The 17079-nt window shown below is 45.1% G+C and carries 12 protein-coding genes, 1 tRNA gene, 1 other RNA gene and 2 other annotated features; of the genes, 10 read left to right on the top strand and 4 right to left on the bottom strand.

Annotation, left to right across the window (positions count from 1 at the left end; all coding sequences use genetic code 11):
- Window positions 1-42 precede the first annotated feature (42 nt).
- From NE671_RS12370 to NE671_RS12355, 4 genes are all read right to left on the bottom strand, one after another.
- Complete coding sequence (locus tag NE671_RS12370) at window positions 43-939, bottom strand: LysR family transcriptional regulator (protein WP_173740880.1); 897 nt, start codon at window positions 937-939, stop codon at window positions 43-45.
- 86 nt (window positions 940-1025) lie between these two features.
- A tRNA-Pro gene (locus NE671_RS12365) sits at window positions 1026-1099 on the bottom strand.
- Between the two features lie 134 nt (window positions 1100-1233).
- Window positions 1234-1716 carry a hypothetical protein gene (locus tag NE671_RS12360; RefSeq protein WP_114002949.1) on the bottom strand — a complete coding sequence of 161 codons (483 nt, stop codon included), beginning with the start codon at window positions 1714-1716 and terminating at the stop codon, window positions 1234-1236.
- Window positions 1717-2285: 569 nt separating this feature from the next.
- Window positions 2286-4556, bottom strand: a complete 2271-nt coding sequence (locus NE671_RS12355; RefSeq protein WP_173740881.1) for a glycoside hydrolase family 3 C-terminal domain-containing protein — start codon at window positions 4554-4556, stop codon at window positions 2286-2288.
- Window positions 4557-4812: 256 nt separating this feature from the next.
- Here NE671_RS12355 and NE671_RS12350 point away from each other — a divergent pair, with 256 nt between their 5' ends.
- From NE671_RS12350 to pheS, 10 genes are all read left to right on the top strand, one after another.
- The gene (locus NE671_RS12350; RefSeq protein ID WP_227589151.1) at window positions 4813-5493 is read left to right on the top strand and encodes a VanZ family protein; all 681 of its coding nucleotides are present in this window, start codon (window positions 4813-4815) and stop codon (window positions 5491-5493) included.
- Window positions 5494-5641: 148 nt separating this feature from the next.
- Window positions 5642-5915 (top strand) — a binding site (T-box leader).
- Window positions 5916-6012: 97 nt separating this feature from the next.
- Complete coding sequence (locus tag NE671_RS12345; RefSeq protein WP_173722725.1) at window positions 6013-7668, top strand: 2-isopropylmalate synthase; 1656 nt, start codon at window positions 6013-6015, stop codon at window positions 7666-7668.
- A gap of 123 nt (window positions 7669-7791) precedes the next feature.
- Complete coding sequence (locus NE671_RS12340) at window positions 7792-9738, top strand: DUF2142 domain-containing protein (protein WP_173722727.1); 1947 nt, start codon at window positions 7792-7794, stop codon at window positions 9736-9738.
- A 486-nt stretch (window positions 9739-10224) separates the two neighbouring features.
- Window positions 10225-11058, top strand: coding sequence for a cell wall hydrolase (locus NE671_RS12335; protein ID WP_022427220.1), 834 nt, complete (start codon window positions 10225-10227; stop codon window positions 11056-11058).
- 216 nt (window positions 11059-11274) lie between these two features.
- Complete coding sequence (gene thrC, locus NE671_RS12330) at window positions 11275-12765, top strand: threonine synthase (RefSeq protein ID WP_059086358.1); 1491 nt, start codon at window positions 11275-11277, stop codon at window positions 12763-12765.
- Between the two features lie 82 nt (window positions 12766-12847).
- A non-coding RNA gene (ssrS, locus tag NE671_RS12325) (6S RNA) lies at window positions 12848-13025 on the top strand.
- A 59-nt stretch (window positions 13026-13084) separates the two neighbouring features.
- On the top strand, window positions 13085-14143 hold the full coding sequence (locus NE671_RS12320; RefSeq protein ID WP_129975317.1) for an aldose epimerase family protein: 1059 nt from the start codon (window positions 13085-13087) through the stop codon (window positions 14141-14143).
- Between the two features lie 35 nt (window positions 14144-14178).
- Complete coding sequence (locus NE671_RS12315; protein WP_015526760.1) at window positions 14179-14766, top strand: GNAT family N-acetyltransferase; 588 nt, start codon at window positions 14179-14181, stop codon at window positions 14764-14766.
- Between the two features lie 24 nt (window positions 14767-14790).
- Window positions 14791-15684: a YihY/virulence factor BrkB family protein gene (locus NE671_RS12310; protein WP_021652921.1), complete on the top strand. Its 894-nt coding sequence runs from the start codon at window positions 14791-14793 to the stop codon at window positions 15682-15684.
- A gap of 47 nt (window positions 15685-15731) precedes the next feature.
- Window positions 15732-15953 (top strand) — a binding site (T-box leader).
- Window positions 15954-16048: 95 nt separating this feature from the next.
- Window positions 16049-17068, top strand: coding sequence for a phenylalanine--tRNA ligase subunit alpha (gene pheS / locus NE671_RS12305; protein WP_044962388.1), 1020 nt, complete (start codon window positions 16049-16051; stop codon window positions 17066-17068).
- Window positions 17069-17079 lie beyond the last annotated feature (11 nt).

Here is a 17079-nt window from a genome sequence, read left to right as displayed (position 1 = left end):
CCATCTGGTCGCAATGATCAGATGGGATTTTTTTTCATTCCTTTATTTATCCGGATGCCCTGTTTCATCATCAAAAAATGGCGCGATCAAAGCCGAATCAGCATCTTTCTGTCTGCATACAAACCCGATTTCACGCAGCGGAAAAGAAAATCCTACCGGTACTTCCACCAGAGTTCCTTCTTCCAGCTCTTTTTTTACAAAATCACGGATCACACATGCAATCCCAAGACCAATTTCCGCAAACTGGATCAGAAGATCCATAGTTGTTACTTCCAGAATATGGCTTAATTCCACATGATGTTCTTTCAGCTGAGTGTTCACGGTCTGACGTGTAATATTGTCCTCATCCAGCATCATGAAAGTTGCTGCCTGGATCAGAGGTTCATCCGGATAGAGCTTTTTCTGATTTTCCAGATACTGCTGTGTACAGACAAAGGTATCCTGGATTTTCAAAAGAGGCTGAAAATAATATCCCCGAAGCTTCTGCGGCCGTCCGATGAGTCCCAGATCGATTTTTTCCTCATCCAGAAGCTGCAGCGTCTGATAAGTAGACTGGCAGGAAATTGTGATACGTACATGAGGAAAACGTGCAATATAGTTTTCCAGGTGGGAGAGCAGTACATATCTGGTAAGAGTAGAACTGGCACCCAGACGCAGCTTTGGAATGTCCCGGGAACGGTTATGGCGAATGGAATTTTCTCCTTCATCCAGAAGTGAAAGAGCTTCTTTTACTTTTTCAAAAAGAAGCTCACCGTCCGGGGTCAGAGTGACACCCCGGGAACTGCGTTTAAAAAGAACGGTATCCAGATTCTGCTCCAGCTTCTGGATCGCCTTGCTGATAGCAGGCTGACTGATATAAAGGTCCCGGGAACTGTGGGAGATACTGCCGGTACGTGCTACCGTATAAAAAATATGATAAAGAGACAGATTATCCTGCATGCAAAACCTTCCTTTCGAAAAATAGTAAGGTAATAAAAAAATCCGAAGTCATCAGACCTCGGAAATCCTTGAATTTGTTAGAAATATCGGGGCAACAGGATTTGAACCTGCGACCTCACGGCCCCCAGCCGTGCGCGCTACCAAGCTACGCCATACCCCGCAACGCATATAACTATAACATAAACGAATTGTAAATGCAACCATTTTTTGAGGAGAAAGATGGTTGTATGGATGATAATAAAGAGTGTGATCCCTTGATACTTTCATAGGCTTCACACTCTTTACATAATATGATCAGGCTGTCTGTATTGTGTTACCTGGGTCAGGTAAAATACCTCTTCCCTGAAGTACAACGACAAGAGTTTCTGTTGTGTCCTGTAAATTTTTGATATCTTTTCGGATATTCCGTTCTGCAAGCTTAACATCCAGTGAAAGGTCGTCCAGGCGTTTTCTGTTGGTATCACATTTCAGATCGATCATTTCAAGTCTGTTTTCTACCCGGTTGAAGCGGGCATCTATTTCATCAAAACGAACATCCATAGCATCAAGACGAGCGTCGATACCGTCAAAACGAACATCCATAGCATCGAGACGAGCGTCGATACCGTCGAGACGAACATCCATAGCATCGAGACGAGCGTCAATACCGTCGAGACGAGTATCCACTGCATCCAGTCTGGCGTCGATACCATCTAATCGGTTATTTATATTGCCCAGCTGGACATTGATCGGGTTTATCATACCGGCTAATAATTCCAAATCTTTCTGATCTAGCATATGCGCATCCTCCTATAAAAATTGTACCGCATATTTCTCTGTGCGGATATTGTATCATGTTTCGAGTATGAAGTCTATGAAATTATCAAAGAACAAAATGGACAGGAACAATAAGTTCTTGACTAGTATAATATATATAATAAGAAAAAACAAGACATATTTTTATATCTTTAATAATAATAGAAAATGCAGGCGAACTACCTGAAGAATAAAAAAAGGAGGCCGGGAGTTGTGCGGACTCCCGGCAAAAAAGTATGAAAAAGAAAAAGATTGTTTAGCATTTGCTATCTACAGTTAATAATATAGTAAAAAAATGTGTGCATTGTGTGAAAGGAAAATGAAGAGAATGTGAAAACTGCCGCTTAATGTTAGATTAAGCGACAGTAATTTTTTCGGATTATTCTGTTGTTTGATCCAAGATTTTGAACCATATGTAATGATAACATCCGCTTTAATGCTTGTCAAGCGATCTGAAACTGCCATAGCTGTCCAATTATGTCGTTTTTTGTGCCGTTTTATGCAGCTTTTTATGTAAGTATAATTCGTTCGGCAGAGGATGTCCTGTGAAATTATACCAGTTTATTTAATTTTTCAATAATTTCTGTAAGTTCTTCTCTGGAATACCCGCCAAAGCTTACCAGCGCACGTAATGGCATGGAGTCGGTCATGGCTTCTGTCATTTCTTCAGTGATAGCTTCGGAAGCGGCTTCAGAAGAGGACTCTTCACCAACGTTCATGGCTGAGATATATTTTGCTGTCAATTCTTTTGCTGTTTCGCTTGTTTTTGGGTTGCGGAACAGTTCGCCAAGGGTGGTGTTCATATGAACATGCATCGGAAGCTCCTGGCTGCTGTTCAGATGGATCCTGCCTTCAAGATGGATATCTCTGGAAGATGTACCGACAAGGAGCTTATATTCGCCGCTGGCTGCGAACCAGTCATGAAGTTCTGTATTGTACCATGCGAAGCTTCTCTTATCCAGCTCCATGGTTACTGCTTTGGTTTCGCCTGGATTCAGGAAAACCTTTTCGAAGCCCTTGAGCTCTTTTTCCGGACGGATCGCGGAACTGGTACAGTCTTTGACATAGAGCTGTACGACTTCTTTTCCTGCCATATTTCCTGTGTTTGTTACATCAACCGAAACGGTGATGGTGTCTTTGTCTGTAGGATTTTCATTGGAGATCTTCAGGTCGCTGCAGGCAAAGGTAGTGTAGGAGAGTCCATAGCCAAACGGATATGCTACATCCATTTCTTTTGTATCGTAGTAGCGATAGCCTACGAATACGCCTTCATGGTATTCAACCTTTTCACCGCCGCCGAAGTTCAGGTAGGATGGATTGTCGGAGAGCTTGAGCGGCATTGTCTCGGCAAGCTTGCCGCTGGGATTTACTTTTCCGTAAAGGATGTTTGCGACAGCGGTACCGCCTGCCTGACCGCCGAGGTATGCTTCCAGAAGGCCTTTTATATCATTGAGCCATGGCATCTCCACGGGGGAACCGTTGTGGAGGACGATCACGGTATTCGGCTGTACTTTAAGGATCTCAGCAATGAGACGGTTCTGGCATTCAGGAAGCCTCATGTGGGAACGGTCGTATCCTTCAGATTCAAAGCTGTCCGGAAGTCCGGCGAAGATCACAACCTTGTCAGCGGCGGCAGCAGTTTTGATCGCTTCAGCTGCAAGTGCGTCATCGTAGAGATTTTTGTCTGCAGGAAAACCTTCTGCATAAGTAACCTGTGCATCGGAAGGAACGGAATCCAGTGCGTTTGTGATCTTGAAGCAGTTGATATGAGAGCTTCCGCCGCCCTGGAAACGAGGCTTCTTTGCAAAACCACCGATGAAAGCAATTTTCTCGGATGCTTTCAGAGGGAGGATCTGCTCATCGTTTTTCAGAAGAACCATAGATTCTTCGGCAATGTGGCGTGCTTCTTCATGGTCTTTTTCCATGGTGAATTCCTGCGGTGCCCGGTTGTCTGCATATTCAAAAATTATGCGTAGAATGCGTTCAACAGCCTGGTCAAGAATGTCTTCCTTGAGGGAGCCGTCTTTTACGGCCTGTACGATGAGGGCATCGTTGACCCCATTGGAGGAAGGCATTTCCAGCTCAAGACCTGCCTCAAGACCTTTGACGCGGTCATTGACTGCACCCCAGTCGGACATTACATAGCCCTTGAAGCCCCAGTCACCGCGGAGAACATCTGTGAGAAGCCATTTATTCTCAGATGCGAAAGTGCCGTTGATCTGGTTGTAGGAGCACATGAAGGTGTATGGCTGAGCTTTTTTTACTGCGGTTTCGAATGCAGGGAAATAGATCTCACGTAAAGTGCGCTCATCAGCCTCGGAAGAATTGCTCATGCGGTGATATTCCTGGTTGTTTGCTGCAAAGTGCTTGATAGAGGTTCCTACATGCTGGGACTGTACTCCGTTTATAAAAGCGGCTGCGATCTCACCTGCGAGATATGGATCCTCGGAATAATATTCGAAGTTTCTTCCGCAGAGAGGAGAACGTTTGATGTTTACGGCCGGTCCGAGAACTATGGATACATCGTTGGCCTGAGCTTCTTTTCCGATGGTTTTGCCCATTTCTTCCACCAGCTTGCGGTCAAAGGAGCAGGCGCTTAAAGCGGCCGGCGGGAAGCAGACGGCCTTGATGCTGTCATTCATTCCAAGATGATCGCCCTTGTCATCCTGCTTACGAAGTCCGTGAGGGCCGTCGCTGACCATTACTTCCGGGATCCCCAAGCGTTCCACATGTTTCAGATGCCAGAAATCAAGACCTGAGCACATGCCGGCTTTTTCTTCCAGTGTCATCTGGCTTACGATTTTTTTCAGATCACGTTTCATTAAAAATACCTCCGAAATGTTTTTCTTACTATGAACTATAGCATGTTTTGCTGGTAAAATATAACAAAAATTTGTTAAAAATAAAAAAATATTGCAGTTTAGCCGAATCAAGTAAGTCCCCTGCTTCAATTGCGAATATCCCTTGCCTCTCACATTTTCAGAAATATAAAAACGATATACAGGTTGATTGACAGAGCGGTGAGAGATATCTTTTTCTGGCTTTTGTGGGAAGAGTGTAGTAATATAGGTAGGAATAATGACAGAGCTGCCGGACAGAAGAATGGTCGACTGTCTGGCTTATGTGAAAGGACTTATAATGAAAGACATCATATCAAGTATTATTACAAGTGTACTGACAGCTTTGTACCAGCCATTTTGGTTTTCTGTGATCCTGTCTGTGATGGTACTGTTTTTTTATCTCTTTGCCTACCATAATGAGACAGGTGGAAGGGGAATCAGGGGAGCTTTTTCCGTGTGGTGGCAGTATTTCAGAGGAAATGCTTTTTTTCGGAAGCTGTTTTTTCTGACCTTTTATACAACCATGATCTTGTTTCGCACGCTGCTGAACCGGGATATGTGGATGAATCCCCTTTCGGATGTGATGGCGAACTGGTGGATCTGGAAATATGGAGAGGATGGTACCAGATATCTCACAACCGAGTGTATTGAGAATCTGATGCTGTTCATTCCGTTCACGATCCTGCTGTTCTGGACCGCAGGAAAGAAAATATTGAAAAAAACAACATTCTTGAATATTGTGTGGACCGGACTTAAGATTACCTTTGTATTCTCACTGTCCATTGAACTTCTGCAGCTTTTCCTGAGGCTTGGGACGTTCCAGGTTTCTGATCTGACATATAATACTCTTGGAGGAGGTATTGGCGGGGCTGTGTACTGGATTGGTCATCAGCTTTCAGTCAGGCGGGGAGCCGAATAATGTCTGCCGCAGATAGCAGGAAGACAGAGAAACGGATCAGCCCGGATTGCTGTTCGTGAGTGATGCACTGAAATTTTTGCGCGGTGCATCGTTAAAATTTCGTTGACAAATCTTCCATAACGTGTTAACCTAATACCAGTTTCAAAAAGAAAATGCATAGATGAGGAATAGTACACAAGAGAACGGAGCACAGAGAGCTGCTGGCCGGTGAGAAGCAGCGGAAGGGATTTGTGGAACTCGCCTCGGAGCATCTGCCTGAAATCTTTATATATTATATAAGAGAGTAGACGCAGACGGTGTCCGCCGTTATCCGGAGAGGATATAAGGATGTATATACATTCCGTATCTGTCAAGTGTGTGAATTTTCATTCATGAAATAAGAGTGGTACCGCGTAGGACAGCAGTTGTCTTTCGTCTCTTGCAGAATCTGCAGAGTCGGAAGATTTTTTTTATGTCTTTATATCAAAAACAGAAACCAAAGAGAAATTTTAATGGAAACAGAAAGTGGAGGAAAACAAAATGATGACACCATCCAAGTACAAACGTCAGTATTACATGCCGCCGGTGAAATGTATGAAATGGGCGGAGAAAGAATATGTGGATAAGGCCCCGATCTGGTGCTCTGTAGACCTTCGTGACGGAAATCAGGCACTTGTGATCCCGATGAGCCTGGAGCAGAAAGTGGAATTTTTCAAGCTTCTTGTAAAGATTGGTTTTAAAGAGATCGAGGTTGGATTTCCGGCTGCTTCTGAGACAGAGTATGAGTTTCTCCGTACGCTGATCGAGCAGGATCTGATCCCGAAGGATGTAACGATCCAGGTGCTGACTCAGGCAAGAGAGCATATTATCCGTAAGACTTTTGAAGCTGTTAAAGGCGCCCCAAAAGCGATCGTTCATGTATACAATTCCACATCCGTATCTCAGAGAGAGCAGGTATTCAAAAAATCAAAAGAGGAGATCCTGAAGATCGCAGTAGATGGCGCTGCACTTCTGAAAAAACTGGCTGATGAGACAGAAGGCAATTTTCAGTTTGAGTACAGCCCGGAGAGCTTTACGGGAACAGAGCCGGAGTATGCACTGGAGGTGTGCAATGCGGTTCTGGATGTATGGCAACCCACTGCAGATAACAAAGCGATCATCAACCTGCCTGTTACGGTTGAGCATTCTATGCCGCATGTGTATGCAAGTCAGGTGGAATACATGTGTGATAATCTGAAATACCGTGAAAACGTGATCGTTTCTCTTCATCCGCACAATGATCGTGGATGTGGCGTTGCAGACTCCGAGATGGGTCTTCTTGCAGGCGCTGACCGAATTGAGGGAACTTTGTTCGGAAATGGTGAGCGTACCGGTAATGTGGATATTGTAACGCTTGGTATGAATATGTATTCCCAGGGTGTGGACCCGAAGATTGATTTTTCTGATATGCCGCATATTTGTGAGGTTTATGAGAAATGTACCGGAATGCAGATCTATGAAAGAAGTCCATACAGCGGAGCTCTTGTATTTGCTGCATTTTCCGGATCTCATCAGGATGCCATCGCAAAGGGTATGCACTGGAGAGAGAACGGAGATCTGGAGCACTGGACTGTTCCGTATCTGCCGATCGATCCGACAGATGTGGGAAGAAACTACGACGCAGATGTTATCCGTATCAACAGCCAGTCCGGAAAGGGCGGTGTAGGCTATATACTGGAGACAAAGTTTGGCCTGAACCTTCCTCCGAAAATGCGCGAGGCTATGGGCTATGCAGCCAAAGCAGTGTCCGATCACAAGCACAAAGAGCTTCATCCGGACGAGATCTTCAGCCTGTTCAAATCTACCTTCGAAAATGTGGTTGAACCATACAGCATCAATGAGGCTCATTTCCAGCAGAAGGAAGACGGCATCGTAACACGGGTTACTTCTACATTCCGTGGAAAAACCATCGTTACAGAGGCTTCCGGAAATGGTCGTCTGGATGCGGTAAGCAATGCACTGAAGAAAGCTTACGAACTGAAATACACACTGGAGACTTATCAGGAGCATGCTCTGGAGCAGAGTTCTTCTTCCAAGGCTATCGCTTATGTGGGAATCCGTAAACCGGATGGAACGCTTGCCTGGGGAGCGGGTGTTGATCAGGATATCATTCGTGCCTCTATTGATGCACTGGTAACTGCGATCAACAATCGATAAGCATCCGGTTCCGGATAGGTTTATAAAAAATGAGAAGCTGCCATAAAACGCAGCTTCTTTTTTTGCCGTGCAGATGCTATAATAGTGCGGAATGTGAAAATAACAGTGAGTAAGAGGGATATTATGAAAAATAAGAAAAAAAACAGGAGCTCATACAGCCTGTCTGCAGAGCTGAAAAACGCTCTGAAATATCTGCTGATATGGGGAATGATCCTGATCTTTTCCGCATATCTGCTTAGTGATTCGGAGATCCTCGGAAATGTAAAGCAGCAGGCAAGACCGGATACCTGGTCTATGATCGGTGCGGGAGGAAGCTTTGAAGAGGAGTTTACCTGCAAAACGAACCGTCTGTCCGGTGTGGAGCTTTTTCTTTCTACAGAGAGTGCATCGGTTGCTGGAACGTTTCAGGTAACGCTGTATCAGAATGAAAGGGAGATCCAGAGCTGGCAGGCCAGCAGACTGACCATATCGTCGGGGGATACCACGTATTTCCGGCTTGACCAGAAGCTTACGGAATGTAAGGGGCAGAAATTCCGGATCGTTTTAGATGGCGCAAAAGGGGATACCGGAGTGGCTGCAGGGCTGGTGAGCCAGAAGGATGATACACAGACACTTGCCTATCGGATCATTTCCAGGCCATTTCCAAAATCACTGGTGTTTCTGGTGATTGGAGCGGCGGCAGCTGTGATGCTGGTGATCTTTGCATTTCTGAAACGCAGACAGCTCCGGGCAGAAGTGGTGTTTGCCGTTGTTTATATTTTTATGAGTATCTGTACGCTGGCGGCGGTTCCGGCCTTTAATTCGCCGGATGAGTACAGCCATTATCTGAGAAGCTATGAGGTTTCCAGAGGATATCTGACGTCGGAAGGCAACGGAGGAAACGACTTATTCTCATATGGAAGGACGTTTAACAGTGGTCTGGTTCCGGAATTTTCCGCCAAGGATCATGTATCATTATGGGATATCGGAGAGAATGCAGATCAGCGTATCGACCGGGAAAAAACACAGTTTTACGGATTTGGAAATACAGCCTTGTATGCACCTACTTCGTATCTTCCCCAGGCAGTAGGGATCCGCATTGCAGATCTGTTTACGGACCGGCCGATGGTTCTTGCCTATGCGGGAAGGATCGCCAATATGCTTATGTTTGGACTGTTCTTTTTCTTTGCCATTCGTCTGACGCCTGTTGGGAAAAATTTCCTCGTACTTCTGGGGCTGGTACCTGTGAATATCCAGTCAGCAAATTCCATGTCAGCAGATGCCCTGGCCCTGGCTCTGACGGTTGCTCTGGCTGCCTTTGTACTGGCTATGCGATATAAACAAAAAGAAGTGATGAGTAGAAGACAGCTGATATGGATGTACGTGCTGACCGGATTCCTGTGTCTTTGCAAAGTGGTTTACATGCCGTTTTGCCTGCTCCTGTTCCTGATCCCGAAAGAACGGTTTAAAAGCAGAAAAAATTACTGGTTTCATGTGGTCTGTGCAGGAACTGTGATCTTGATCTTAAGTTTCGGCTGGCTGGTCATTGCATCCCGATATCTCTGTGAGTCACAGCCAGGTGTGGATACAGCTGCACAGCTTGTGGGGATCCTGAAGGATCCGGCTGCCTTTGTCCTGACTTTTGTGCGGAGCCTAGATAATTTTGGTGTGACCTATCTTACAGAAATGATAGGAAGTAATCTTGGATGGCTGAACATTCCTGTCTGTGCCCTGCTGGCAATAGGATATCTTCTGATCCTGGTCCTTCAGGTTTCCGGGAATGATGATATGTCGGGAATCCGTCTGGATCTTCCGGTAAAGAGCATTCTGGGAGGAGTCAGTCTCCTGGTATTTGCGCTGATCTTTGTAACGTTATATGGACAGTGGACAGCCTATGGCTACGATAAGATCCTGGGCGTGCAGGGACGGTATTTTCTGCCGCTTCTTTTTCCGCTGATCCTTGCGCTGAAGCCCAAACGGTTTGCCGAAGGAGCCGGGGAAACACCATGGGGACTGTTTCTGGGAGCCTGGAGTATCGATCTGTGTGTTTATGCGACACTTTTCGTGCAGGCCCTGTGCCGTTTTGCATAAGGTGTCGGATCTGGTCGAGCAAAAATCCTTGACTGGCTGAAAACAAAATATTATAATCAAATCTGTAAATAACAGAAGAAAAAACTGTTCTGAAAAAGGATAAACAGGCAGATAGAAGTACGATTTCCGGAAAGTGGGTGTACAACATTGGACGGAGATGGAGACGCTATCTGCCTTTTTTTCTGAAATGAAATACGGCATGAGTGTGGATAACTCTGCGGTTTTATGTGGATTTTATGTGGAATACATGTGGATAAGGTGTGGATAAAACACAAATACCGCCGTTGAAGCGTTAAATACGGGAAAAAGCTTGACATATTCAATATTATTAAATATAATTTTCCCATACATTACAAAAATGTTACAAACATGTAAAGGAAATCGTAATGATCCGTATTTATCCGGGAAGCGATGATAATGGGGGCTGTGATGTCGCATCGGAGGATTATGGGCTGTTACAGAAAATGAAACGCAAGGAATGAGATTATGAAAGTTGAGAAAGATTTACGCGAGGCTGACGGAGTGCAGGATGAACGTAGAAATGGAAAAACCGGAGGAAATTCCGCGCGCAGTTTTGCAGTGCTGACATTATGTGCAGTTTTGGCGATGGTTATTTCTCTGGGGACAAGGACATTTGCAGAAAGTGAGGGAGGCAGGGTTTATGCAGCTTCAGATGGAGGAGAGGGCTCTCCCTATGAAGAGGTTGCTGTTCCTACCGGGATCGCAGGTGTGGTTTCAGGAGTTACGGATACACCATTATCCGGAAGCACGGTTACAAGGATCGGAAGTTCCTGTGAGCAGGTGATCGTAGGCCAGAGAGTACAGAAAGTAACCAATACTGCTGCAGATCTTAATGTAAGCTCCTCTATGGAAAACAAAGTAAATGAACTTGATGCAAGGTCGATCACACTGGCAGAAAATCCCACACTGATGTCAGATGAAGACTATGATACACTTCTGAGGATCGTGGAGGCAGAAGCAGGAAGTGAAGATATCAAGGGCCGTGTTCTGGTGGCTAACGTCATCATGAATCGTGTAAAAAGCGAAGATTTTCCGAATACGGTGACAGAGGTTGTCTGGGATAACAGTGACGGCGTTCCGCAGTTTTCACCGACCTATGATGGCAGGATCAATGAAGTTGCAGTTTCCGATGAAACAAGGGAAGCGGTCAAGCAGGCGCTGAAGGGTACGGATTATTCTGAAGGTGCACTGTTCTTTATCCAGAAATCTGCAGCAGAGGAACATAATGTGAAATGGTTTGAAAAGGACCTGAAGAGGCTCTTTAAATACGGGGTCCATGAATTTTATACATATAAATAGGAAGAACTGATGCAGTACAGAAGGAACCAACCGCCGGCAGAAACAGACCGGCGGTTTCTTTTTATCCGAAAGCTGTGAATATCTGTCTGATCACAGGGTGGGATTGGGCAATACAGATTCTTTTTTAAAAGTGGTGGCATTTTCCATAATTCCATGCTATAATGTGATAACGTTGAAAAGAAAACGAATATCTTACAATAGAAAGGCGGAACACCAATGCAGGTATTGTACAAGAGCACCAGAGGAAAAGAGCAGGCAGTTACAGCGTCTATGGCCATACTTAAGGGCCTTTCTGAGGACGGCGGACTGTTCGTGCCTGAAAGCATTCCACAGCTGGATGTACCAATGGACAAGCTGGCACAGATGACCTACCAGGAGACAGCATATGAGGTAATGAGCCGTTTCCTTACAGATTTTACCGAGGATGAGCTTAAGAACTGTATCAACAAAGCATACGACAGCAAATTTGATACAGAAAAGATCGCGCCTCTTCATGAAGCGGATGGGGCATATTTCCTGGAACTGTTCCATGGCGCGACCATTGCATTTAAGGATATGGCGCTTTCCATTCTTCCGCATCTGATGACAACTGCAGCGAAGAAGAATAATGTTAAGAATGAGATCGTGATCCTTACCGCAACATCAGGAGATACCGGTAAAGCTGCCATGGCAGGCTTTGCAGATGTGCCGGGAACGAAGATCATTGTATTTTATCCGAAGCATGGTGTCAGCCCGATCCAGGAGAAACAGATGGTAACTCAGAAGGGTGCCAACACTTATGTGGTAGGTATTACCGGTAACTTTGATGATGCCCAGACTGCAGTTAAGAAGATGTTCAATGATCATGAGCTGGCAGCAGAGCTGGATCAGGCAGGCTTCCAGTTTTCTTCTGCAAACTCTATCAACATCGGTCGTCTTGTTCCTCAGATCGTATATTATGTATATGCCTACGCATCACTGGTACGCGACGGCAGGATCAAAGACGGACAGGAGATCAATGTGGTAGTTCCTACCGGAAACTTCGGAAATATCCTTGCTGCATACTATGCGAAACAGATGGGACTTCCGATCCACAAGCTGATCTGTGCATCGAATGAGAACCGTGTTCTTTATGATTTCTTCCGCACAGGAACCTATGACAGAAAGAGAGATTTCATCCTTACGACATCTCCTTCCATGGATATCCTGATCTCCAGCAATCTGGAAAGACTGATCTATCGTCTTACCGGAGAAAATGCTGAAAAATGTGCAGAGCTTATGAAATCCTTAAGTGAGGGTGGCGAATATACCATTACTGACGATATGAAAGCACAGCTTGTTGATTTTTATGGTAATTTCTGTAGTGAAGATGAGACTGCACAGGCCATCAGTGATATCTACAAAAACAGCAATTATGTGATCGATACGCATACTGCAGTTGCAGCCGGCGTATATAAGAAGTATGTAAGTGAGACAGCGGATCATCTTCCGACAGTGATCGCCTCTACTGCAAGTCCGTATAAATTCACAAGAAGTGTTATGGAAGCACTTGGTGAGGAGCATAAAGATCTGGATGATTTTGGCCTTGTAGACGCATTAAGTGCGCTTTCCGGAGTACCTGTTCCACGTGCAGTTGAAGAAATCCGTACTGCCCCGGTTCTTCATGACAGGGTGGTAGATGCAGTGGATATGCCGGCAGCAGTAAAGGATATCCTTAAGATCAAATAATAATTGATAATAAAATCAGTAAGAAAATGTATTTTCTGTTGAAAAAGCACAAATACTGGTTTATAATAAAAACAACGAAAACCGAATCCTGGAATGTTCGATCCCCCTTTTCTTTTTGAACCTACATTGACATTTTGGGAATCCAAAATCGCAGGTTGGATGTCAGACCTCACGTCGTGGTAGGCAGAAGACACTGTTGAGGATACCCACCTAGCATCTGCTAGGCGTCAAAAATAAGGGAACGGCATCCCGGGATTAATCGGTTAAAGACATAGAGCCGGTTAGTGGCTCTTTTTTCATATATGGGAGGAATTAAAACATGAGTGTTTCTGAAAGGAAATTTGGGGTACTTCCTACAGGAGAAGAAGTAAAAATCTATCATCTTGAGAATAAAAAAGGTGCCTATGCGGAAGTGCTTCAGTATGGTGCGATCCTGGTGAAGATATGTGTTCCGGATAAGAACGGAGATCTGAAGGATGTGGTCCTTGGATATGACGATATCCGAGGATATGAGATTAATGGATGCTTTTTCGGTGCGATCATTGGAAGAAGTGGAAACCGTATCGAGAATTCCAGATTTTTTATTGATAATAAAGAAGTGGTTCTTGCAGAGAATGAGAATCATAACAATCTTCACAGCGGTCCGGATGGTTTTGAGAAAAAGCTGTGGGAAGTAAAAGAAATTTCCCAGGAGAAGAATAGCGTGGATTTCTTCCGCATCAGTCCGGATGGAGAGAACGGATTTCCGGGAGAATTTTCCATTGTTGTGAAATATGAATTCACAGAGGAAAACGAACTGAAGATTTTTTACAGAGGACGCTCTGATGCAGCTACCGTTGCCAATATGACCAACCATTCTTATTTTAATCTGAACGGAGAAGGCAGCGGAGATGTGCTTGACCAGGAAGTATGTATTCATGCGAAGTATTTTACTCCGGTAAAAGACAGCCAGTCCATTCCTACCGGTGAATATGCACCGGTGGCGGGAACACCGATGGATTTCAATGTTTCCAAACCGATCGGCAGAGACATTGAGGCGGATTTTGAACAGCTGAAGTTCACAGGCGGTTATGACCATAACTATGTAACCGATAATTATGCAAAGGGCAATGTCCGTTCGATCGCTACTGCATACTGTAAGGAATCCGGTATCGGTATGGAGGTTTCCTCCGACTGTCCGTGTGTGCAGTTCTATGCAGGCAATTTTGTTAAGGATGAGAAGGGAAAGAACGGTCATGTTTATCATGAACGTTATGGATTCTGCCTGGAGACACAGGTGGAGCCAAATGCAGTCAATGTAGAGGATTTCCATTCTCCGATCCTGCTTCCCGGTGAAGAGTACAGCTCTGAAACGGTTTACCGTTTCTTTGTGAAATAACAGACAAACAGAAATAAAAGAGGTGCGAGAAGGCAATGCAGATACGTGTGGCAGAAGAGAAGGATGCAGCAACACTTTTAGAGATTTATTCCTACTACGTAGAAAAAACTGCGATCACATTTGAATACGAAACACCTTCCATAGAAGAGTTTACGCAGCGAATCCATGATATAAAGGTGAAATATCCGTATATTGTGGCAGAAGAGAAGGGAGAGATCCTGGGATATGCCTATGGTTCGGCGTTTCACCCGAGGGCTGCTTATGGCTGGTGTGCAGAGATGTCTGTTTATGTGAGACATGACCGGCGGGGCAGCGGTGCAGGAGGCAGACTCTATCGAGCCTTGGAGAGTCTTCTTGCAGAGATGGGAATTCTGAACCTGAACGCCTGCATTGCAGTTGCACCAAAAGATGATGAATACCTGACCAGTGCCAGTGTGGATTTTCATAAACATTTCGGTTATAAGCGTGTGGGAGAGTTCCACAGATGCGGCTATAAGTTTAACCGTTGGTATAATATGGTATGGATGGAAAAGATGATAGGCGAACATAAGAGCCTGCAGCCGGAAGTAAAGCTTTTTCCGGAAATCCAGGATAAGATTGGATTTGAACGCTTTTCCTGGTAAAAAAGAAACCTGAGGGAGGTCAGCATGGACGAGGAAAAGAAAAATATAATCCAGCTCATGCTGGGATTTGTGCGCAGGGCAAACGGAGATCATGTCAGTGCATATGCGGCCCAGGCAGCGTATTTTCTGATCATGTCGTTTATCCCGTTTATACTGTTTCTTACAACGCTGATCCGTTATACACCGTTAAGCTATAATGTTGTCAGGGATGCCATCATCGGGTTTGTGCCCGGAAATCTGCAGACCTTTGTGCTGAGCATTGTGGTAGAAGTATACAAAAGAAGTACAGCCATCGTGCCGTTGTCTGCGCTGATGGCGCTCTGGGCGTCCGGAAAGGGAATGCAGGCGATCACCAATGGCTTAAATACCATTTATCATGTAAAGGAAACCCGAAACTGGCTGATGACCCGAATCTATTCGGTTTTTTATATGCTGTTGTTTGTGCTGGCGATCATTGTCACTCTTCTGGTCCTGGTTCTTGGTAATCGAATCCAAGTAGCTGCACAGAGAACCATTCCGATTCTCGGGAGGCTGCTGGCCAAGGTTATAGGGGCCAGGACATTGCTTGTATTTGCCGTGCTGTTTGCAGTGTTTCTGGTCCTTTATAAAGTGCTTCCAAACCGAAAGGCAACCTTTAAAAGCCAGCTTCCGGGTGCATTTATGATCGCAGTGGCATGGATGATATTTTCCTATGGATTTTCCCTGTATTTTGAATTTTTTCCGAATTTTGGAAATATGTACGGAAGTCTGACTGCGCTGATCATGGTAATGCTGTGGCTGTATGTGTGTATGAACCTGCTTCTTTACGGGGCGGAGATCAATGCCTACTTCGAAAATGAATTCCGAAAGGCCCAAAGATCTGTAAAAACACTTCTTTCCAAGAAAGAAAATGAAAAAAACAGTTCCAAAGAATCCTGACTTTGCGCTTGACAGAAGGCAGACCTTGTGGCATAGTATTAAAAGACAGAAAAGCTGTGAAGGTGTTTATAGAGGATCATTTTCTCACAGAGAAGGGAAGTCACCGGCTGTAAGCTTCCCCGGGTTCAGATGGTTCTTGAATTTCCCACCGGAGCTTCATCTCTGAAGTAACAGTAGGAGATGACGTAAGCTGCGCGTTAAGCAGACAAGAGGTGCCCGTGATCTTTTCATGGGAAACTGGGTGGTACCGCGGATATTCCGTCCCTTTTATGAGGGACGGTTTTTTTATTGCCCATATCTGGATCTTCGGGGTGGGCGGCGGATCATTTGATCATTTTAATTAAAGGAGAAATAGACCATGGATATGAAAGAAAGACTTCAGGAACTGGCTGAAAATGCCAGAAAACGGATCGAGGAATCCGAGGGCCTGGATAAGCTGAATGATGTGCGTGTTGCATATCTTGGAAAAAAAGGTGAGCTTACTGCAATCTTAAAAGGTATGAAGGATGTTGCTCCGGAAGAGCGTCCGAAGGTTGGACAGCTTGTCAATGAGACAAGAGCTAAGATCGAAGAACTTCTGGAAGCCTCCAAAAAGGATTTCGAGGAGAAGGTCCGTGAGGAAAAAATGAAGGCAGAAGTGATCGATGTAACACTTCCTGCAAAGAAAGCGAAGATCGGTCATCGCCATCCGAATACTATCGCTCTGGAAGAAGTTGAGCGTATTTTCATCGGAATGGGCTATGAGGTTGTGGAAGGTCCGGAGGTTGAGTATGCGGACTACAACTTTACAAAGCTGAATATTCCGGAGGATCATCCGGCAAGAGATGAGCAGGATACATTCTTTATCAATGATTCCATTCTGCTCCGTTCCCAGACATCACCGGTGCAGGCACGTGAGATGGAAAAAGGCAAGCTTCCGATCCGTATGATCGCACCTGGCCGTGTATTCCGTTCTGACGAGGTAGATGCAACACATTCACCTTCCTTCCATCAGATCGAGGGCCTTGTTATTGATAAGAATGTTACGTTTGCAGATCTTAAGGGAACCCTTCAGGAGTTTGCAAAAGAGCTGTTCGGACCGGAGACAAAGACCAAATTCCGTCCGCATCATTTCCCGTTCACAGAGCCGAGCGCTGAGGTTGATGTTTCCTGCTTCAAATGCGGCGGAAAAGGCTGCCGTTTCTGTAAAGGTTCCGGCTGGATCGAAATCCTTGGCTGTGGTATGGTTCATCCGAATGTTCTCCGTATGTGCGGGATCGATCCGGATGAGTATACAGGATTTGCCTTTGGTGTAGGTCTGGAGCGTATCGCACTTCTGAAATATGAGATCGATGATATGCGTCTTCTCTATGAGAACGACAGCAGATTCCTGAAACAGTTCTAAAACAGTGAACA

This window comes from Blautia sp. DFI.9.10 (assembly GCF_024461705.1).
Taxonomy (GTDB): domain Bacteria; phylum Bacillota; class Clostridia; order Lachnospirales; family Lachnospiraceae; genus Blautia_A; species Blautia_A fusiformis.
The sequence above is the reverse complement of the archived record's forward strand: the minus strand, read 5'-3'. Positions and strand labels throughout refer to the sequence as shown.

What these genes read in the sequence shown, in the direction of transcription:
- NE671_RS12370 (WP_173740880.1), bottom strand. Translation starts at nt 939, where the DNA reads ATGCAGGATAATCTGTCTCTTTATCATATTTTTTATACGGTAGCACGT.
- NE671_RS12360 (WP_114002949.1), bottom strand. Translation starts at nt 1,716, where the DNA reads ATGCTAGATCAGAAAGATTTGGAATTATTAGCCGGTATGATAAACCCG.
- NE671_RS12355 (WP_173740881.1), bottom strand. Translation starts at nt 4,556, where the DNA reads ATGAAACGTGATCTGAAAAAAATCGTAAGCCAGATGACACTGGAAGAA.
- NE671_RS12350 (WP_227589151.1), top strand. Translation starts at nt 4,813, where the DNA reads ATGACAGAGCTGCCGGACAGAAGAATGGTCGACTGTCTGGCTTATGTG.
- NE671_RS12345 (WP_173722725.1), top strand. Translation starts at nt 6,013, where the DNA reads ATGATGACACCATCCAAGTACAAACGTCAGTATTACATGCCGCCGGTG.
- NE671_RS12340 (WP_173722727.1), top strand. Translation starts at nt 7,792, where the DNA reads ATGAAAAATAAGAAAAAAAACAGGAGCTCATACAGCCTGTCTGCAGAG.
- NE671_RS12335 (WP_022427220.1), top strand. Translation starts at nt 10,225, where the DNA reads ATGAAAGTTGAGAAAGATTTACGCGAGGCTGACGGAGTGCAGGATGAA.
- thrC (WP_059086358.1), top strand. Translation starts at nt 11,275, where the DNA reads ATGCAGGTATTGTACAAGAGCACCAGAGGAAAAGAGCAGGCAGTTACA.
- NE671_RS12320 (WP_129975317.1), top strand. Translation starts at nt 13,085, where the DNA reads ATGAGTGTTTCTGAAAGGAAATTTGGGGTACTTCCTACAGGAGAAGAA.
- NE671_RS12315 (WP_015526760.1), top strand. Translation starts at nt 14,179, where the DNA reads ATGCAGATACGTGTGGCAGAAGAGAAGGATGCAGCAACACTTTTAGAG.
- NE671_RS12310 (WP_021652921.1), top strand. Translation starts at nt 14,791, where the DNA reads ATGGACGAGGAAAAGAAAAATATAATCCAGCTCATGCTGGGATTTGTG.
- pheS (WP_044962388.1), top strand. Translation starts at nt 16,049, where the DNA reads ATGAAAGAAAGACTTCAGGAACTGGCTGAAAATGCCAGAAAACGGATC.